Raw genomic sequence first — 20,270 nt, 5'->3', positions numbered from 1 at the left:
TAACGGAAAATTAAACCGCAGAGAAGCCAGTGCGTTGGGGAGACAGCGCTGTGGGCGGCTTTGCCGACTTGAAGCGACTGTCGTCGGGTTCCCCGACTTGTAGACGCTTTGCGGCTTCCCGCAGGGTAGCAACTGGCGCGACGCAGAGAACACAGAGAAATAAGAGTTTCAGAGAGTTCTTGCGTGAGTCCTATTTTAATTTCCCAAAAATCACCGTAATCGTTTTTTCTGTAACTTTTGCTCAATCTGCTGCATTGACTCAATCGTTTCTCCAGTCACAATCCCATAAATTTCGGTATAAATTTTGCCATATCTAACTAACTCTTTTGCTGACAGAATTATCAAATCTTTACGCTTTAATTCTGATTGCAAATTCATTAACATTGATTCCAATGTGCCATCTATTTGATAGTTACTGGAATACTTAGCTACTTCCTTCCCCAATCCCAATAGAGTATGACGCTGTAGACATAATGGAGTCGAACCGTTGACTCGAAAATTAGCATCGATTACATAAAACTGTCCGCTTTGATCTTCTAGCACGTCAAAGCCAATAATACCGAAATAACCTTGTTGATGGGCGTTTTTCCCAATGGCAGCAATCATCTCAAAAAATATACTCATATCTGTATGGCGATAGTGAATTAGCCCTCCCAAATAATCGCCTTCTGAAGTGACGAGTTGGCTAGTAGTACCAATCAGGGTTATGTCTCCTGTCTTACTAAGATAAAACTGCACACAGTAGTTCTGCACTATATTTTCGACGAACTCTGAGACAATAATTGTATCTAGTAACTTAATATCGAGATACTTTCTTAATTCTGCAAAGCAATAATTTAGATCGCTGGTATTGTTAATAATATAAGTGCCTTCTCCTGAAAGTCCGTGGGACGTTTTGATTAGATATGGAAATTGCTGCGGTAAGGGAATATCTGCAAGACTTAAAGAGTGTAAATTATAAGTTTTATATTTGGGATGTGGTACTCCCAACTCAGCTAGCGTTGCTTTATTGAGCAAGTGATAATGAATATCTGGATCAACAGCATGTTTTGCTGGTTGCAGATGATCAAAGGGAAATAAAGTAATCAATTTGTCGAAGCGTTCGCCGAAGGCGTTGGCGCAGCCATCGCTACAGTTGAGATCATCTAGATAACGCGATCGCTCTAATACTTCTATATTGGTGTAACTAAAACCAAAATGTTCCCGCCAATAATCAAGTAGCAATTTTGGCGGTAAACTAATTATAATTCCCGGAATCGCATCGCCTAATACAGCCAAGTTTTTCCAAGGTTCTTTCTGGTGGATTTTATTGAAAGAGGTTTTGGTAGCTTCATCACTACCATCTTGAATCAGATACTTTTGTGTATTTGGGTACGCAGCCCAACTGGCAGTTGCAGGGTAATTGAGGATGAAAGCATAAGATAGATCTTTAATATCTTCAGCAAACAAATCAGAAAAAGAATTTCCTTGAAAATAATCAAAATTTAATGTTGATTTCATAGAAAAAAATGATAAATTCCCCTAAGTTACAGAATGATTACAGGTTCTTTTTGTTTATATTTAACTCTTTTTTAATTACATTGAATCTATCAAGAGAAAGGGAGATTAGGCAGATAAAAGAGCAATATTGCTCTCATTTTTCTGATTTCTCAGTTCTCAGTTGCAATTATGGGATATCCTAAGAACAGTGAAAGATTTGCCAAATAAAGCAGTAATGAAACTGGCAGCACGAGTAAGTCAGGTGACACCCTCTCTAACCTTAGCGATCGCAGCTAAAGCTAAGGCACTAAAGGCGGATGGAGTAGATGTTTGTAGTTTTAGCGCTGGAGAACCAGATTTTGACACCCCAGCGCATATCAAAGCCGCAGCAGCAAAAGCTTTGGATGAAGGTAAAACCAAGTACGGCCCAGCAGCCGGAGAACCAAAGTTAAGGGAAGCGATCGCCCACAAGCTTAAAATTGATAACGGTCTTGATTACAAATCAGAGAATGTCATCGTCACTAACGGCGGTAAGCATTCTCTGTACAACTTAATGGTGGCGCTAATTGATCCGGGCGATGAGGTGATTATCCCGGCTCCCTACTGGTTAAGCTATCCGGAAATGGTAACTTTAGTCAGTGGTGTACCAGTAATTGTCCATACAGATGCTTCAACGGGTTATAAAATTACTCCCGAACAACTACGCAAAGCAATTACACCTAAAACCAAGTTATTTGTTCTTAATTCTCCCTCTAATCCTACCGGGATGGTGTACACGCCAGAGGAAATTAAAGCTTTAGCACAAGTAGTAGTCGATGCAGATATCTATGTTGTCTCCGACGAGATTTATGAAAAAATTCTCTACGACGGTGCAGAACATATCAGCATTGGTTCTTTAGGTCAAGAAATTTTTCACCGGACTTTAATTAGTAACGGGTTTGCGAAAGCTTACTCAATGACTGGATGGCGACTAGGCTATTTAGCAGGGCCAGTGGAGATTATCAAAGCCGCAAGTACCATTCAAGGGCATAGTACATCGAATGTGTGTACCTTTGCCCAATATGGAGCGATCGCGGCATTACAAAATTCCCAAGACTGTGTAAAGTCAATGCTTGAAGCTTTTGCTAAACGGCGACAAGTGATGTTAGATAGACTCAACGCCATTCCCGGATTGAGTACCGCTAAACCAGATGGCGCTTTTTATCTGTTTCCAGATATTAGCAAAACTGGTCTTAAATCTTTAGAATTTTGTAATGCTCTTTTAGAAGAACATCAAGTTGCAGTCATACCCGGAGTTGCTTTTGGTGCTGATGACAATATTCGTCTTTCTTATGCCACAGATATGACAACTATTGAAAAGGGCATGGATAGATTAGAGAAATTTGTGGGTAGGCTTAGCTCGTCGTAGACATCCCGTATTTAGCTCAAAATCCAATCTCCTATGCTGACTGAACACAACAAAAAGATCGTTCTTCAGTTTTACAAAGCCTTTGATGATCGCAAAATCGAGCAAGCCTTAGAACTTCTGGCTCCGAATTTTGTTGCTCATTTGGCGGGTGTGCCTGAGCCATTAGATGGGGAAGGATTCAAGCAGTTTGGGATGTCATTTTATTTAGCTTTTAGTCAAGGGCAACACACTTTTGATGAGATCATCGTTTCAGGCGATAAAGTGGTAACGTGCGGAACATTCACAGCGAAGCATCTGGGAGAGTTTCAGGGTCTTCCACCAACGGGTAAGCAAATCAGCTTGTCAATCATGCACATTGATCAAGTAGAAGACGGAAAAATTGTAGAGCATTGGGGACAGGGAGATGTACTTGGATTGATGCAGCAGTTAGGGATAATCTTCTTACCAAGTCCAAAAATGTTACCACATATTTTGAGAGGTGTTGTGTCCAGACTATTTAAGTAGGACGGCGCAAATAAGTAAAGGTTTGTAGTTGCGATCGCCATATTGTCAAACAGCAGCCATGATGAAAGCTAAACTAGTATATTGGCGATCGCATTAAAAGTCTAGAATTTCTAGGGCGTAGTGGTAGTTATGAATAGAAATACCTAATGTTAGGTCGTGATAGGTAGTCTCTAAAAAATAAAAATTGTATTGCGAAGAACCATAAAGGCGATCGCTAATTATTATTGAAAAAGTGCCACTATCAGATTTACTCGCTCTCACAATTAACACAATGACAATAACTGCGACCAATCCATATCTTAAAGGAAATTTTGCCCCTGTCCGTAAAGAAATTACCAGTGACACCCTAGAAGTAATAGGTCATCTCCCCCCTGAACTATCGGGTATGTTTGTGCGTAATGGCCCGAATCCTCAACATGCACCCATTGGCCAATATCACTGGTTTGATGGGGATGGGATGTTACATGGTGTGCGAATTAGCGACGGCAAAGCAACTTATAGCAACCGCTATGTGCGAACAACTGGATGGAAAATCGAGAAACAAGCCAATAAAGCAATCTGGACTGGACTTCTAGAACCACAGCAAACAAAAGTTCCCCACGGTATTAGCAAAAAAAATACTGCCAATACTGCTCTTGTATGGCACGCAGGTCAAATGTTAGCGCTGTGGGAAGGAGGTGCGCCTTATGTAATCAGGCTTCCTGATTTAAAGACAATTGGTGAGTACACTTATCATGGTCAACTCAATTCTGCTTTTACTGCTCACCCCAAGATAGACCCAATTATCGGTGAGATGATGTTCTTTGGCTACTCCTTCGAGCCACCATATTTGCAATACAGCATAGTTTCTACAGAAGGCAAGTTAGTACGCACAGTACCGATTGACTTACCGACGAGCGTGATGATGCACGATTTTGCCATCACTGAAAATTACACAATTTTTATGGATTTACCGTTGACTTATAGCGCCAAACGAGCGCAACGGGGAAAACCTCCAATTTTGTTTGAGCGCGATCGCCCCAGTCGCTTTGGTATTGTTCCTCGTTACGGCGATAATAGTAGCATTAGCTGGTTTGAGTGTCCCTCTTGCTACGTTTTTCATACCCTCAACGCTTACGAAGAAGAAGACGAAGTTGTACTTATCGCCTGTCGCATGAGTTCTACTAATGTTTTAACTAGTAAAGAGACAGAACTTGATCCAGAAGGAAATATTCCTCGTTTGCATCGCTGGCGATTTAACCTAAATGATGGCACAGTACGCGAAGAAATGCTCGATGATGTACCTGCGGAATTTCCCCGCGTCAACGAAAACTTTTTAGGACAAAACACCCAATATGGCTATACTGCTAGGATGGCAAACAGTACTGAGCCTCTCTTAGACGGCATCATTAAGTACGACCTCAGTAAGGGCAAGTCCAAAACCCATGAATTTGGAGAGGGACGCTATGGTGGTGAAGCGGTATTTGTTCCTCGTCCTGGTAGTACAGTTGAAGATGACGGCTGGCTAATCACTTTTGTTCATGATCAAAGTTCCAAAACTTCTGAAATGGTAGTGGTGAATGCCCAAGATATGACTGCTGAACCTGTGGCGCGGGTGCTAATTCCCCAGCGAGTACCCTATGGATTTCACGGAACTTGGATTTCGGAAGAACAGTTGAATTTTTCTAGTTAAATTACCACTATGAGAGTAGGGACAAAAAACACTGTGTCCCTACTAGCATTCACTGGATACTAAAAATACTACAGAATTGATACTTGATTTTTGAAAAAAACTCAGTACACCTTATATATTTTGGGAGCATCCCAAATGTGTAAAAACATATTTTGTCATTGCGAGCGTAATGAAATGAAGCGAAGCAATCGCAAAGTCTAGCTGCTGCGATTGCTACCCTACGGGAAGCCACTTCGTGTCTACATTCCGCTTTGCTCCATAAAGCCCTTTGGGCATGGCTTCTCTAACGAGACGCTACGCGCTAAGCGTAGCTATGCCGTAGGCTTTACGCTTAGCGCAATGACTTTGTGTAATTAATTCTGTCTGACTACTTATTAACGTGAGTTCGACGGCTTTAAAAACCCCGCTTCCATTCCTCTTCCCCACGGTGCTAGCGTGTACACACAAGTCTTTTAGAGTTGCTGTGTAACGTCAGGTGGGTTAATTTTTGCAGGCCAGTACAATCGCATTGTCAGTCGAGACATTGGCACTGTCAGCCGATACAATCGCATTGTCAGTCGAGACATTGGCACTGTCAGCCGATACAATCGCATTGTTAGTCGAGACATTGGCATTGTCAGCCGATACAATCGCATTGTTAGTCGAGACATTGGCACTGTCAGCCGATACAATCGCATTGTCAGTCGAGACATTGGCATTGTCAGCCGATACAATCGCATTGTTAGTCAATGGGGCAGTTTTAGATGACTTGTGTGTACACCGTAGCTCTCAGCATCGGAGAGGGATTGGGGAGAGGTTCATCGAACTCACGTCTTATTGATCTCCTTGGGGATATTCATCCCACAAAGTCGTCACCTCACGTAAACTTTGGTGGTTGCCATTACCTAAAATCAAATGATCTAACAGGGGTATTGCTAGAAACTGCCCCGCTATCAGTAATTGGCGTGTTAATTCGATATCTTCTTGGCTGGGTTCAATGTTACCAGAGGGATGATTATGTGCAACTATTGCCCGTGTTGCTCCTTGACGAATAATTTCTCGAAAAATCTCACGGGGAGATGCTAAGGTTTCGGTTGCAGTACCAATAGTAATTATTTGTGTACCCAATAAGCGATTTTTGACATCTAATAGCACCACTGCAAAACGTTCTTGCGCTTGCCACATCAAATCTTGACTCAGTGCGGCTGCGGCTGCAAGTGGGCTTTCGATGGGTGTGCGGTCTAAGGGACGAGATTGAAAGGCGCGTTTACCCAATTCAATGGCTGCTAGAATAGCTGTCGCTTTCGCCGGGCCAATACCAGGAATTTGCATTAATTCTGCTGGGGTAACTTCTCGTAAAACTGCTAAGGGATCGCGCTGGTGTTTACCCAATTCCTGCAACAAATATTGTCCTAAACCTACGGCTGAAAGTTTGCCTGGGCCTTGACCAGTGCCTAGAAGAATTGCTATTAACTCGGCTGTGGCTAAAATTTTGGGACCATGAGTTATCAATCGCTCACGCGGACGCTCGTTTGTTGGTATATCAGCAATTCTGAGGCAGTAGGTCATAGAACAACTAAGAGAATAGTTACCTTAAATAGAACTATTTTTAGTTATCCCTTGTTTACTATAGAAATCATCTTTATTGGAGAAAATCTTTAATCTTGGCAAAATTTCCCTTTTTTGTATATAACAGTTCTTAATTAGGGTTTGCTGAAAAAGTCAGAAAAAAGCAATTTTAAGGGTTGACTAGTTATTCAAAATTAGCAATTCGGCGATCGAGTTCTTGTTTCTTTGCATCAGTTAAATCCGGGTAAACTTGCTCGGCTGTAATGGTATCCCAAATTGCCTGCACAAGATGGATTCTATCTTCAACACTCAAAGTTGCGATTTCGTTCAAAGTAAAAGTGAGGAAGCGACTGGTACACTTTAAATATACCGGACAAGATTTTGCCCATCAAACTCAACGCTGTATCTACTTTGATACCTAACACAGCGATCGCTTTGCAGAACACCTCAAAGACAAGGCGTAGACGCGCAGTGGCTTATCGTTAGACATCGCCTGTTACAGACAAGGCAAACTCACCTTCTGCATGTCAGCCAAAAATTTGGCAATAAAAGGATTTGTTATGCAGAGTTACAACTTATCGATCAACTTGTCATATTCTGCATGTGTACCGATCCAAAACCACGAAATTCCACCTTCTACCTCAACACCTAAAGCTTGGTAATTTAGTCCTGCTCGAACTGACCAATACTTGTTGCCAATCTTTTTGAAATGGAGTGATAAATGCGACGGATCTGTTTTCAGTAACTCATAGCATTGATCGGCAGTCTGTTGCACATTTTCAGGCAAAGTATTGTAACATTGCTAGAAACGTCGCGTCGTATAGTGCATCAGATTTGCCGACAGTGACCCGCCTTAAACTCAGCGATCACTTCCTGCGCTAAAGCTTCCAATTTTCCATCAGCAATGTCTTTCTCTAATTGCTGATCCCAGCGTTGATAGTCCAAATCAGCGAACCACTCTATGAATTTTTTATACTCATCAGGTGACAGTTGAAGAATGGCGGACTCAATTTGCTCAAGCGTTAACATAAAGGGATGTCAGTTTCACTTTAGAATAAATTATAGCTTGCCTACCGATTGTTCTTGCGTTGTAACTAATGTAGCGATCGCGAAGCGTCTTGTAGAGAAGCTCACCATAGGTATCGCTTTGTAGATAACCTTAAAAATAAAGCGTAGACGCATAGCGGCTTGTCCTTATACATTGCCTGTTATGGAAGAGTAATGTGATCGCTTTGTAGAAAAACTCAAACATCAAGCGATCGCCACAATAAAGTTGCAAAAGTTAGCAGAGGTAAGCAACCTTGAACTCAGCAATAGAAACTCTGCCTATTTACTGCATTGTAGTGTTAAGTTCGCGTCTGCCAGGATTTTGGATCTCTGCGACTATGAAAAATTGCCGTCACTATGACTCGACTCAACACAATCCGATAGTACACAGCATAGGGAAATCGTCGCACTACTGCTCGTCGAATATCACCGTAGACAATTACATAGGATTCTGGCATCTGAGCAATTCGATTCACTGTCTCGTCTACACAGTCTAAAAACTCGTCGCCCAGTCCCGGTTTTTGGCTCTCGTACCAACTGTGCGCCTCATTGAGTTCTTCTCGAACTTCTGGGCGAAACACCAGGACATAATTCATTGCTCCCTCTTAATTGATGCTTTGATTTCTGCCCAAGTCAGCACATTATCTGGATTTGAATCATAGTCAGCAGTTCGACGATCAAGCTCTTGCTTTTGTGCATCGGTTAAATCAGGGTAAACTTGCTCTGCTGCGATGCTATCCCAAATTGCCTGCACAATACGGATTCTATCTTCAACACTAAGAGTTGCGATTTCGTTCAAAGTAGCTGTGATATCCATACTGATTAACTTGGAGTGAGGAAGCAACTGGTACACCTTAAATATAGCGGACAAGATTTTGTCTATTAAATCAAATGCTGCATTTGCTTTGAAGCCCAATAGAGTGATCGCCTTGCAGAACACCTCGAAAATAAAGCGTAGATGCGTAACAGCTTGTCGTTAGACATCACTTGTTGTGGAAGAGTGGTGCGATCGCTTTGCAGAAAAACTCAAACATAAAGCAATCACTTGTTATGAAAGAGTGGTGCGATCGCTTTGCATCATACCTCAAAAATCAAGCGATCGCTGATTCTATGATTGCACTGTAGACGCTACTTAAACTAAAGCCTGAACTCATAGCTATTATTTGATAGCCGTTGCACAATATTCGAGAGTGCAATTGCAAAGTGGAAAACAAGTAACCGTAGACTTTTTGTTATTTTTAATGTGTTTTAGGGAAATATAACCTATAAAGCTATACTGCGTACCTAAATTAATCGCATATATATTTAATCATGGAAACCTTAGAAAATCTTTTAGTTGCTTTAGAAAATAAAGTCAAAGAAATAGATGTAAGTATAAACCTTACTTTTGGTAATACTAACCTCATGAAGCAACAACTTCGGCATATTATTAATTGTCAAGACAATTTAAACAAAATTAAAATAAACCTAGATGAAGTACTTTAAGGTACTGAAAAAAATAATAGATTTCCTATAATTACTGCAACTATAGGTACTTTATTGACTTTAGTTGGAGGGACTACTTCAGAATTTGGAATAGATTTGGCTTTAGGTGCTGTATCAGAGCATAATAGTAACGAGGATAAAACAAAAAGTATACGTCAACGCTGCATACAACTAAATAAAAATATTGAAGATAGCATACAACACTGCGAACATCTCAAATATATAGCTGATAAATCTTTTGCAAATTCTGGTTTAATGAAATATCTATCTAAAAAGCAGAGAAATAATAATTTTATACAACTTGTAGGAAATATCTTATTTTGGCTTATATTTTTTGTTACTATTTCGATTTTCATTTGCTCAATTATACTATTTTTCCGAGCTGAATTTGGATTTTCATTAGGTGCATTTTTGCTGGCTATTACCACATTTGTAGGTGTAGGCACAGTAGCAAATTATATTTCCAAAAATGATGAACAGTGGAAAAGATTACTCAGTGAAATAGCAGAAAACGAACACTACAAATACTTTTCATAATAGTGAAAGGTATGTTATTCAGTTACCAAATCGCTTCAATCTTTAAAATAAACCCCTGTAAAACATCTTCCCCTGACAAGGTAACAGGCGATTCCAACACCTCAACCTCTCTCCCTTGTCGATAAATCTCCACTTGTCGAGATTTACGATTAATTAACCAACCCAAACGCATACCATTATCTATGTATTCCCTCATCTTTTCTTGAGCAACTTTCAAACTATCACTTGGCGAAAGTAACTCAACAACAAAATCAGGACAAATGGGTGGAAACTTTTGTTTTTCTTGTTCAGTTAAAGCATCCCATCGTTCTAACTTTATCCAAGAAGCATCAGGTGAACGGTCTGCACCATTGGGAAGTTTAAAACCTGTAGAGGAATCAAAGGCAATACCCAGTTTATTTTGCTCATTCCAAATCCAAACTTGAGCAGTTAGCCCAGCGTTACGATTTCCGGTTTCTCCCCCGGTTGGTGGCATGATAATTAATTCTCCGGTTGCAGTGCGTTCAAACCTCAAGTCACGATTTGCCTGACATAGATTAAAAAACTGCTCATCTGTCAGTTCCAATACTGATTGAAGGTTGACGGTTAAAGCATTCATTGTCATATCTCAGATTGAAAAATTAAGGCAGGCTTTAATGCCTGCCCATTAATCCTAGTCTATCCCTTCAATTCGGTCTTCAACTTCTTGGTACAACTCGCGCAGACGAGCTAAATTCTCCTCGCTAGTCTCCCAATAACCGCGTCCATTCACTTCCAACAAAGTTGATACAACTTTGCGGAAAGAATGGGGATTGAGGTTCATCAACCGTTTCTGCATTTCTTCATCTTTGATGAAGGTTTCATTAGTATCCTCGTAAATCCAGTTATCCACAGCGCCGGCTGTCGCACTCCAACCCATTGTATTTACCAATCGTTTGGAAAGTTCGCGCACACCTTCGTAACCATGAGATAGCATCCCTTCATACCATTTGGGATTTAATAATTTGGTACGAGCATCCAAGCGCACAGTTTCTGATAATGTGCGGACTTGAGCGTTAGCTGTGGTGGTATCTGCAATGTAAGATGATGGTGCTTTACCATCACCCCGCAGACTTGCAACTAGCTTGGTGGGGTCAGAATCGAAGTAGTGAGAAACATCCGTTAAACTAATCTCGGAAGAATCGAGATTTTGGAAAGTTGCATCAGCAGTTTTTAATGTACTTTCAAAAATCTGCCGGGATTCGTCCATCATACCGGGGTTATCGGAGTTAAAGGCGAATGATTTCCGTTTCAGGTACATTTCTTGTAATTCGGCTTCGCTGTCCCAAGTACTGTTTTCCACCGCCAAGTTGATATTTGACGAATAGGAACCAGAAGCGTTGGAGAAGACGCGGGTTGCTGCTTGACGCAGATTAATCCCCATATCCTGGGCTTGCTGCAAAGCATGTTTGCGAACAAAGTTCATTTCTATTGGTTCATCTGCTTCAGCCGCCATTTTTACCCCTTGGTCTAGAAGGTTCATCTGGTTAATAAACAAGTCGCGGAAGACACCAGAACAGTTGATTACTACATCAATTCTGGGTCGTCCCAATTCTTCTAAAGGTATCAATTCCAACCTGTTCACCCGTCCCAAGGCATCGGGAACCGGACGCACGCCCACCATCCACATGATTTGCGCTAGGGATTCACCGTAGGTTTTGATGTTATCGGTTCCCCAAAGAACACAGGCGATGGTTTCTGGCCATTGACCGCCGTTCTCTGCTTTGTTGCGTGCTAGTAACCTATCTACAACGATTTTGGCGGATTGGACTGCTGCTGTAGTGGGGATGGATTGGGGGTCGAGTGCATGGATATTCTTGCCTGTGGGCAAGACATCCGGGTTACGGATGGGGTCGCCACCAGGGCCAGGTAGAACATACTCCCCTTCTAAGCCTTTGAGTAAAGCGCCTAATTCGTTATCTGCACACACTTGTTGGAGGCAAAATTCTAAATACTCAAACAATAGTTTGAGAACTGCGGTATCGACTTTGGGATAACCTGCTTGATGCAATGCTTCTACCCAAGGTTCTTTTTTACCCATGTTAAAGAAATTTAACCGGGACACTAGAGAAACTCGTCCTTCAGCATCAGTTTGTGCTTGCACCAAAGCCCCAACTGCGGTACGGGTTGCTAAGGTGATATCTTGCAACAACTGGACATCTTCTAAAATGCCTTTGTCGTTATTGTGGTAAATATTGTCAATGTTGCGTCCAATGCTGTTGGCGATAATTCGCGGTAAGCTGACAATTTCTTCTTCTTGACGATCTAGACTAGCAATATTTACAAGAGTTGCAACTGCTTCTTCTGCACTTGGCGGTTTCCCAATCACATGCAAACCACAAGGCAACAACCTAGACTCTATTTCCATCAACTTGCGGTAGACATTGCCCACAATATTATCCCGTTCATCGGCACTCATGTCTCTGGCATCGGTTTCTGGCAAATTGATATCTTTATCCAGATTCACGATCCGGCATTTATCCATGATCGAGTTAACAATGGGAATGCCGCGTCCACTATCTTTTAAGGTTTGGTAAGAAGCAATTAACTCGCTGAGTTCCTTCAAACCTTTATACAGACCAGCATTTTCTGCCGGCGGTGTCAAGTAGGAAATTGTTTCGGCATAACTGCGACGCTTGGCAATTGTTGCCTCACTGGGGTTATTGGCTGCGTAATAGTACAAGTTGGGAATTGAGCCAATCAAGTTATCTGGATAACAATCACCAGACATCCCCATCTGTTTACCTGGCATAAATTCCAAGGAACCGTGAGTACCAAAGTGCAGTACTGCGTCAGCTTGCCAAACTTTCTCCAGGTAAGTGTAGTAAGCAGCAAACCCATGATGTGGACTAGCAGAACGAGAGAACAACAACCGCATTGGGTCACCTTCGTAACCAAATGTCGGTTGTACACCAATAAAGACGTTACCGAATTGCTTACCGTAAACCAGTAGATTTTGCCCATCGCTGTTAAGATGTCCAGGAGGTGCGCCCCAGTTTTCTTCTAGGCGTTGAGAGTAGGGTGTGAGTGCCTCATACTCAGGAACCGACATTTTGTAGGCGATGTTGAGTTCAGGGCTACTATATTGTGCTTGAGCGTCATGGATGACTTCTTGCATCAACGCTGCGGCTGATTCTGGCAACTCTGGTAAGTCGTAGCCGTTATTTTTCAGGGCTTTCATCACCTCGTAGATGGAACCGAATACATCTAAATAAGCAGCAGTTCCCACGTTGCCTTTATCTGGTGGGAAGCTAAAAACGGTGATGGCGACTTTTTTATCCAGTTTCGGCTTGCGGCGCAGACTTGCCCATTTTAAGGCGCGTTCAGCTACAGCTTCAACCCGATCGCGTAGGGCGATCGCTTTCCCGGTTGCCCCATCTCTACCTGATAATATAATCGGTTCAATCGCCCCATCCAATTCGGGAATGGCAATTTGCAAAGCTACTTGAATCGGATGTAACCCTAAATCGCTATCCATCCACTCTTCTGTGGTTTGGAAGACTAAAGGCAAAGCCACCATGTAAGGACGATTTAAGCGTTTGAGTGACTCAATGGCTTTGGGATGGTCTTGTCTAGCAGGGCCACCCACCAAGGCAAAACCAGTCAGCGAAATGACTGCATCTACTAACGCCATGCTGGTATTCGGTTCGTAGAAGTAAGCATCCACAGGCTTGGAGAAATCCAAACCACCAGCAAATACTGGCAATACTTTTGCTCCCAAGGATTCCAACTCCTGGACGATCGCCACATAATGGGCATCATCACCAGTCACTAAATGGGTACGTTGTAGTACCAATCCAATACAGGGAGCTAGGGGATCTTTGATCTGTTTAGGGATATCCTTGCGGGTTGTGTACCAATTGAGGTATTCTTTCACATCCTCAAACATGTTGGGAGCCAAAGGATGCCAAATCCCCATATCGGGATAAACCACTGGCGCTTGATATGTTGCAGATGCAAAATTTTGTTTCTCTACATCTTTAAATACATATTTATCAGCTAGCATCAACAAGAAGTTTTCCAGGTTTTCTGGAGAACCTCCTAACCAATACTGAAAACTGAGCATGAAATTCCGCGCATCCTGTGCTTTATCCATTGGGAGGAACTTCAACACTTGGGGTAGCGTTCGCAAAAGCTTCAGCATCCCATCTTGGAATCCGGCACCGGATTTTTCTTTGCGTTTCCGCATGAATTGGGCGATCACACTCTTAGACTGACCCAACTGTGCCAAAGAAAAGCTGCCCATTTTATTAAGGCGCATGACTTCTGGCATCGAGGGAAAGACAACAGCGACATCCAAGCGATCGCGATATGGTTCAACTGCTGTAACTACTTTTTGTGCTAAGTCTTCTATGAAAATAAGTGAGGCGATAAATATATTTGCACTCTCCATATCCCGTTTGAACTCTTCATAGTTCTCTGGATCACGGAGTTCCTCAATCAAGTACCCGCTGATTTCAATCGCCAAGTTGGGGTGGTTAGAATTAATCGCCCTAACTGCTTGCGACAATGCACTCTGGTACTGGGACTCAAGCACGACATAGACCACCTTGATTAAATTACGTCCGCGTAAGTTATCTGGCGCAATGTGTCTAATGGTGGACTTGACGTGGGTGAACATGCTTCCTCGGCTCCTTTGATGCGTGTTCTCTACTGAAAGTTCTTAGCGGCATTTAGACGCTAAAAGTGAGTTTCTCTCTTCGGCAATAAGAGTTTTTTATCAGAAAAACCTTACACAGTGGGAATTTTATCGTCTATCTGACACAATTCGATATAAAAAATGAAATATTTATTATTGAATATTGAGAATGGCAAAAGTAATTACTCAGTATTTGTAACAAAAAATTAATATATTTTTATGGGCATGGGGCATTGGGCATGGGGCATGGGGTAAATAGTTACTGACTAATTGATAAATAATGACTAAACAAGGATTTGATATTTTAATTCTCTCGAATGGCCCTGGTGAGGTAACGACGTGGGTGCGTCCAGTTGTCAAAGCACTACGGCAAAAATTAGGAGATGACCGTTCTGTAGTGAGGATTTCGGTAGTTTTATCACCTTGTCCCAATGCTACAGGTAAAGAAGCTGCGATCGCCTTATCCTACCCAGAAGTAGATCGAGTCCAGGGAGCAGAGCATTTTTGGCAATTCTTGCTTTGGGGAAAAACTTATGAGAATTGGGATTGGAGAAGTCGTGGTGTAGTGGTTTTTCTCGGTGGCGACCAAATTTTTCCTGTAGTCATCGGCAAAAAATTGGGCTATCGCACAGTTGTTTACGCCGAATGGGAGGCACGTTGGCACAATTGGATTGACCGCTTTGGAGTGATGAAAGCGACAGTTATTAAAAATGCCTCTGCAAAATATGCTCACAAATTCACCATCGTTGGCGACTTAATGCTAGAAGCAGCCGAGATGCCTATCACTTCATCACTTCAAACTGAATTGATTGGTTTACTCCCTGGTTCTAAAGCAGCAAAATTAGCTCAAGGCGTACCATTAACTTTAGCGATCGCTGAATACATCCATGCCAAAAGACCCCAAACTAAGTTTGTGATTCCCCTTGCCCCAACTTTGGATTTACAAACTTTAGCTAGTTTTGCCGATCCTCAAAAAAACCCTTTTGCTAAAACTTTTGGCTTCAATGGTGCTTCCTTAATTGTCCCAAAGGAAGGTACGCAGAACCCAAGACTCAAAACAGAAAAGGGCTTAACTATAGAATTATGGCAAGAAACCCCTGCATATCAATTATTATCGCAATGCTGTATTTGTCTGACTACAGTAGGAGCAAACACAGCTGAACTAGGTGCTTTAGGTGTGCCAATGATTGTTTTGCTCCCGACACAACAACTTGATGCTATGCGTTCTTGGGATGGTTTACCAGGGTTATTAGCTAATTTACCAGGAGTAGGTTCAACCTTTGCAAAGGCAATTAACTGGCTTGTATTAAGACGCAAAGGTTTATTAGCTTGGCCAAATATTTGGGCAAAAGAAGAGATAGTTCCAGAACTTGTAGGTAAACTCCAAGCATCAGAAGTTGGAGAAATGGTTTTAGATTGGTTGGATCATCCGCAAAAATTGGACGAAATGCGAGCCAAACTACAGAGTGTTAGAGGTGAAAGTGGAGCAGCAAGTAAGATTGCACAGATTGTGTGTGAAGAAATCGAATAATAATTAAAGCCCAACAGATTTTAAATCATCTGGTATTTTTGAGTCGTTAAGGGCATTACGAAAGTATTTTCCTGTTAGTCCAGTTGCGGAAAAAATCGGTATACCAGACTTGAGGTCAAAAATATAAGCAGTATACTTTGTTAAACGAGGAGAATTTGAAGTTTGAAAACTAGGAAGCCCAAAACCAGAACTGCTAATGTCAAAGTTTCCTTTGACTACTACTAACATCATTAGCGGTTCTTTACCTATAAAATCAAATTCACCAAAGCCAGTGGCAGGAATTTCAGCAACTTTGATTGGACGGGCAAAAATTGCTTCTGGTGTACCGCTGAGAATCTTGAATTGGCACGAGTGAGCAAGGGTATAGTTTACAGCAGCTTGTCTAATTTCTTTTTCCGAAGCTGATGTTAGTGGACGTTGTTGAAATATAGCCAATCGATTATTTTCTTCAGGAGAGATTTTTTTGAGTATTTCAGGGGGAATTTTGCTAGATTGATTCTGAATTAAGCAACTATCTGATAAAGCAGCTACAGATGATATCGCCCAAATACCAGTTGAAACTAATCCCAAGCTGACTAAAGCTTTTTTCATAATTGTATTTTTAATAAATTGTATTCTTCTATGAGTAACCGCACATAATTAATTACACAACGTTATCTCGAGCGAAGTAATGACTATAAATATTTTTGTCCATTTACTTATTCTAGTTAAATTCTGAAGTAATGAAGATTTATCCAGAAGATTTCAATAGAAACTGGACGAAAGGTTGGGGAATTGAGTCAACATGAAAGTACTTGATTTAGGATTAGCTGGAAAAGCTCGTATTTGGCAGGATGAACCATCATATTTTCCTAGAGATTCCCGAACTGTTTTTTATCCTGTAGTAGATGAAAAGATACTAACTATACTTGATAATGCAAAAATTGGTTCGATATTTCCAAGAAAAGTAATGATTGAGATATTAACGCCTTTAGGAGCTAGATTTTTGTATGGCTGCTTAGGTGCTATTTTTGAGCCTAACGACTCTGGTAAATTAATATTGAAGATTAGTATTTCCACTGAGTCAGAACGCCAACTCAACACTTCTCTTGCATCATCATTAGATATAGTTAGAGTCGGCATAACTGAAGAGTACGCCTGTAGTATTCTTGAAGGTGCAAGATTAAAGCTTCAAGAATCTGGAGTTAGCGACATGTTTGGCTCTGGTGAAATTTCTTTTAATTTAGGTGCATTTGGCGAAATTGGCTCTTCTAAAGCATTTTTTCACGATCTCGCTTATGCAGTTGTTGAAGTGATAGTTCGAGATAAGGGGAGATTTTATAATATTAAGCCACCCTTGAACAAGGTTCTTGAACAATATTACTAATTTACCAGGAATCAATCCGAAGATTGCCCATCCCGTCGCCCCAGTTCATAAATGCCAGAACCAATACAGGCAAGGATACCTGTACTAATTGCCCAACTTTGACCTAAACTTACTTCTAAACCCCAGTTACATAAAGCGCCAAAGACCAAAAACGGAATAATGCTAAACAGTGAAGCGTAAAAAGCATTTTGGGATTCTCTGGCTTTACGAGTCTTTTCAAATTCTGACTGACTCGTATAAAGCGATCGCTCGGCAAAGTTAAACCAACGGTCTAGCTGCTTTGTTACCCATTCACTAACGGGGGAAAAAGCTAAATATAAAGCCAATGACCACAAACTAGCTCCAGCGATCGCGATCGTATCCAATTCAAAACGGAAAGGAAAAATTTCAGTCAGCATGGCGTGGATAAATCCTGCAAATGGTCAACTTGATTTTTTTGCGATGATCAATTGACCCCTTAAGCAATTTTAAGCCTAAAGGCTAACAGGATTTCCACTGCTGGGCAAATCTCCTGTTTTTTTTAGGAGAATCAATACTAAATATAGTTAAGCTCATTCCACCACTTTAAGAGGTGGAATTTCGCGTCAGTGGTCAGTTGTGTTTACTACTGACAACACTTCGACTGCGCGGTAGTTGAATCTCGACTTCGCGGCAGTTGAGCGTAGTCGAAACTCGATTACCGCGCAGCGCCGCACTGACTTGTACTGAGCGTAGTCGAAGTAGCCTGTCGAAGTGTCGAAACTCAGCGCATCGCTGACAACTGGTAACAAACGGCGGCGGGACTTTAATGAGATACAGATAATTGTTCATCAACTATTTGGGCATCTAATTGAATATGTTCTGTGACTATTTGGCGGAATAGTTCGCCGTCTATGGTTTCTTGATCTATTAATAAATCAACTAGATGTTCTAATGCTATGCGATGTTCTTGCAACAGTTCTTTTGCCTTGATGTAACAATTGTTGACAATTTCACGCACTTGCGAATCAATTTTGGCAGCAATTTCCTCAGAGTATTCTGATTTATTCATCCAGTCGCGCCCCAAAAATACTTCTGTACTTTGATTTTCTAGGGATAAGGGGCCTAACTCTGACATACCAAATTTTGTCACCATTTGCCGCGCCATTCCTGTTACATGTTGTAAATCATTGCCAGCACCCGTAGTTACTTCTGGCTTACCAAAAACAATTTCTTCAGCGGCGCGTCCACCCAAAGTAGCAGTAATTCTGGCTTTGAGTTGAGAACGGGAAACTAACCCTTGTTCTTCGTTGGGAGTAAACCAAGTTAATCCTAATGCTTGTCCTCGTGGGATCAGTGTGACTTTCTGCACAGGGTCATGGTCTTGAAGTAATGTGCCTATTAAAGCATGTCCGACTTCATGGTAGGCAATCAATCGTTTGCTTTTACTGTCTACTAAAGCAGTACCTTCCATACCCGCGACTACCCGATCTACGGCATCATCAATTTCTAGGATAGTGATTGCTTCTTTGCGTCTTCTAGCAGTGAGAATTGCCGCTTCGTTGAGTAAGTTAGCTAAATCTGCACCTGTAAAACCAGGAGTCCGGCGAGCGATCGCATCTAAAGATACACTAGAGTCAATTTTCTTATTCCGAGAATGGACTTTTAAAATTTCTTGTCGCCCTTTAAGATCTGGTGCATCTACAATTACTTGTCGATCAAAGCGTCCAGGACGCAATAAAGCTGTATCCAAGACATCTGGACGGTTAGTGGCAGCAATAATAATGATGCCGCTGTTGCCTTCAAAGCCGTCCATCTCGGTGAGTAACTGGTTGAGGGTTTGCTCTCTTTCGTCGTTACCGCCACCAATCCCAGCCCCCCGTTGCCGTCCGACGGCATCGATTTCGTCGATAAATATCAAGCAAGGAGCATTTTCTTTGGCTTTCTTAAATAAATCGCGGACGCGGGATGCACCCACACCAACAAACATTTCCACAAATTCTGAGCCGGAAATGCTAAAAAATGGTACACTTGCTTCTCCAGCGATCGCTTTTGCTAATAAAGTTTTACCAGTTCCGGGAGGGCCAACTAACAATACTCCTTTAGGAATACGCGCGCCTACAGCCGTAAATCTTTCTGGCTGCTTCAAGAAGGTGACAACTTCTTGCAGTTCTTCTTTAGCTTCTTCGATACCTGCGACATCATCAAACTTGACTCCGGTTTTGGCCTCCATTTGAAAGCGGGCTTTAGATTTGCCGAAGTTCATGGCTTGGCTAGAAGCATTGGTAGAGCGACGCAGAAACAACAGCATCAAAGCTACTAATGGCAAAATCCACATCAAATTAATTAAAAGCCCTACAGCAGCTTTACTGTTGGCAGAAGAAACTTCACCAAAATCAACATTTTTTGCTTTTAATTTATTAATTAATTCTGTATTTTGGTTCAAAAGTCTCACCTCAATCGGTGAAGTATTTGGCTGTTGTCCTTTTTGTCCTTTGAGATATACTCTTGCTACTTGTTCAGTTTCGTCTAATTCTACTTTTTTAACTTCTTCTTTATCAATTTTTTGGATTAACTGACCATAAGTTAAGGAGTCGCGGTCTGCTTTTTGCTGTGCCAAGGCGGGAGTACCACCAAAAATACTCGGTAACATGAGCAAACTTGCCGCTAATGCTCCAGTCCAAGCAACACGCTTTGGTGAATGCTGTTTTATCAATGCCTTTTTCCCGAAATTTTTCATAATAATTACCCTTTGTCTGGTGGCATCAGCCAAGTGCTGGTTTTATGCCTATTCTTTTAGCAAAAATCGCCATAACTGAAAATCACTATTTTCTAATCTAGTCTAACTTCTAGGCAAAACTTTCCCCATGTTACTTAAGGAATGCATACTTTAATTTAGAGTACTCCAAGTAAAAAAATGCCCAATTGTCATTGCGTTCGCTCTTAGGGTAATTTTTATCTTTGGTTGGATGATTACAGTACAAGGCTTGTAGAGTAGAAATTATAACGTTTCTTATTGGGTTAAGTCACAAATCAGAATTAAACAACTGAATGGCATTGTTAGGTTTGACTATGAAA

The 20,270-nt window shown here is 41.5% G+C and carries 20 protein-coding genes; 7 read left to right on the top strand and 13 right to left on the bottom strand.

The features are described from left to right. Nucleotides 1–210 precede the first annotated feature (210 nt). Nucleotides 211–1,500 carry a carbamoylphosphate synthase large subunit gene (locus QI031_RS09355; protein WP_281484906.1) on the bottom strand — a complete coding sequence of 430 codons (1,290 nt, stop codon included), beginning with the start codon at nt 1,498–1,500 and terminating at the stop codon, nt 211–213. A gap of 214 nt (nt 1,501–1,714) precedes the next feature. Here QI031_RS09355 and QI031_RS09350 point away from each other — a divergent pair, with 214 nt between their 5' ends. From QI031_RS09350 to QI031_RS09335, 4 genes are all read left to right on the top strand, one after another. Further along, entirely contained in the window at nt 1,715–2,887 is a 1,173-nt protein-coding gene (locus QI031_RS09350; RefSeq protein ID WP_281485972.1) for a pyridoxal phosphate-dependent aminotransferase, read from the top strand. 33 nt (nt 2,888–2,920) lie between these two features. Beyond that, entirely contained in the window at nt 2,921–3,391 is a 471-nt protein-coding gene (locus QI031_RS09345) for an ester cyclase (RefSeq protein WP_281484905.1), read from the top strand. 271 nt (nt 3,392–3,662) lie between these two features. After that, complete coding sequence (locus QI031_RS09340) at nt 3,663–5,063, top strand: carotenoid oxygenase family protein (protein ID WP_281484904.1); 1,401 nt, start codon at nt 3,663–3,665, stop codon at nt 5,061–5,063. Between the two features lie 487 nt (nt 5,064–5,550). Next, on the top strand, nt 5,551–5,883 hold the full coding sequence (locus QI031_RS09335; protein WP_281484903.1) for a hypothetical protein: 333 nt from the start codon (nt 5,551–5,553) through the stop codon (nt 5,881–5,883). Here QI031_RS09335 and radC read toward each other — a convergent pair. From radC to QI031_RS09300, 7 genes are all read right to left on the bottom strand, one after another. Continuing rightward, nucleotides 5,877–6,611, bottom strand: coding sequence for a RadC family protein (gene radC, locus QI031_RS09330; RefSeq protein WP_281484902.1), 735 nt, complete (start codon nt 6,609–6,611; stop codon nt 5,877–5,879). The two genes, QI031_RS09335 and radC, sit on opposite strands and share 7 nt — an antisense overlap. A gap of 184 nt (nt 6,612–6,795) precedes the next feature. Next, a complete protein-coding gene (locus QI031_RS09325; protein WP_281484901.1) occupies nt 6,796–6,942 on the bottom strand; it encodes an addiction module protein in 147 nt (48 codons plus the stop codon). Nucleotides 6,943–7,179: 237 nt separating this feature from the next. Continuing rightward, entirely contained in the window at nt 7,180–7,398 is a 219-nt protein-coding gene (locus QI031_RS09320; protein WP_281484900.1) for a ParE family toxin-like protein, read from the bottom strand. Between the two features lie 41 nt (nt 7,399–7,439). After that, nucleotides 7,440–7,640, bottom strand: a complete 201-nt coding sequence (locus tag QI031_RS09315) for a hypothetical protein (RefSeq protein ID WP_281484899.1) — start codon at nt 7,638–7,640, stop codon at nt 7,440–7,442. Nucleotides 7,641–7,670: 30 nt separating this feature from the next. Continuing rightward, nucleotides 7,671–7,793 carry a hypothetical protein gene (locus tag QI031_RS09310; protein ID WP_281484898.1) on the bottom strand — a complete coding sequence of 41 codons (123 nt, stop codon included), beginning with the start codon at nt 7,791–7,793 and terminating at the stop codon, nt 7,671–7,673. A gap of 164 nt (nt 7,794–7,957) precedes the next feature. After that, on the bottom strand, nt 7,958–8,254 hold the full coding sequence (locus QI031_RS09305; protein ID WP_281484897.1) for a type II toxin-antitoxin system RelE/ParE family toxin: 297 nt from the start codon (nt 8,252–8,254) through the stop codon (nt 7,958–7,960). Then, a complete protein-coding gene (locus QI031_RS09300) occupies nt 8,251–8,475 on the bottom strand; it encodes an addiction module protein (RefSeq protein ID WP_281484896.1) in 225 nt (74 codons plus the stop codon). The genes QI031_RS09305 and QI031_RS09300 overlap by 4 nt, the downstream gene beginning before the upstream one ends. A gap of 722 nt (nt 8,476–9,197) precedes the next feature. Here QI031_RS09300 and QI031_RS09295 point away from each other — a divergent pair. Then, entirely contained in the window at nt 9,198–9,680 is a 483-nt protein-coding gene (locus tag QI031_RS09295; protein ID WP_281484895.1) for a hypothetical protein, read from the top strand. Nucleotides 9,681–9,702: 22 nt separating this feature from the next. Here the strand turns inward: QI031_RS09295 and QI031_RS09290 are convergent, their stop codons facing one another. Both QI031_RS09290 and QI031_RS09285 read right to left on the bottom strand, forming a co-directional pair. Further along, nucleotides 9,703–10,278, bottom strand: a complete 576-nt coding sequence (locus QI031_RS09290) for a Uma2 family endonuclease (RefSeq protein WP_281484894.1) — start codon at nt 10,276–10,278, stop codon at nt 9,703–9,705. A 54-nt stretch (nt 10,279–10,332) separates the two neighbouring features. Continuing rightward, complete coding sequence (locus QI031_RS09285) at nt 10,333–14,319, bottom strand: magnesium chelatase subunit H (protein WP_281484893.1); 3,987 nt, start codon at nt 14,317–14,319, stop codon at nt 10,333–10,335. Nucleotides 14,320–14,617: 298 nt separating this feature from the next. On the opposite strand from QI031_RS09285, the gene QI031_RS09280 reads away from it, so the two are divergent. Further along, nucleotides 14,618–15,868 carry a glycosyltransferase family protein gene (locus QI031_RS09280; RefSeq protein ID WP_281484892.1) on the top strand — a complete coding sequence of 417 codons (1,251 nt, stop codon included), beginning with the start codon at nt 14,618–14,620 and terminating at the stop codon, nt 15,866–15,868. Nucleotides 15,869–15,871: 3 nt separating this feature from the next. On the opposite strand, the gene QI031_RS09275 is transcribed toward QI031_RS09280, so the two are convergent. Beyond that, on the bottom strand, nt 15,872–16,459 hold the full coding sequence (locus QI031_RS09275) for a hypothetical protein (protein WP_281484891.1): 588 nt from the start codon (nt 16,457–16,459) through the stop codon (nt 15,872–15,874). A gap of 193 nt (nt 16,460–16,652) precedes the next feature. On the opposite strand from QI031_RS09275, the gene QI031_RS09270 reads away from it, so the two are divergent. Further along, the gene (locus tag QI031_RS09270) at nt 16,653–17,234 is read left to right on the top strand and encodes a hypothetical protein (RefSeq protein WP_281484890.1); all 582 of its coding nucleotides are present in this window, start codon (nt 16,653–16,655) and stop codon (nt 17,232–17,234) included. An 11-nt stretch (nt 17,235–17,245) separates the two neighbouring features. Here QI031_RS09270 and QI031_RS09265 read toward each other — a convergent pair whose 3' ends face one another. Then, on the bottom strand, nt 17,246–17,632 hold the full coding sequence (locus QI031_RS09265; RefSeq protein ID WP_281484889.1) for a hypothetical protein: 387 nt from the start codon (nt 17,630–17,632) through the stop codon (nt 17,246–17,248). A gap of 386 nt (nt 17,633–18,018) precedes the next feature. Continuing rightward, nucleotides 18,019–19,932 carry an ATP-dependent zinc metalloprotease FtsH gene (gene ftsH, locus QI031_RS09260; RefSeq protein ID WP_281484888.1) on the bottom strand — a complete coding sequence of 638 codons (1,914 nt, stop codon included), beginning with the start codon at nt 19,930–19,932 and terminating at the stop codon, nt 18,019–18,021. Nucleotides 19,933–20,270 lie beyond the last annotated feature (338 nt).

Source organism: Halotia branconii CENA392 (assembly GCF_029953635.1).
GTDB lineage: Bacteria > Cyanobacteriota > Cyanobacteriia > Cyanobacteriales > Nostocaceae > Halotia > Halotia branconii.
This window is presented reverse-complemented; position numbering and strand designations above follow the sequence as displayed.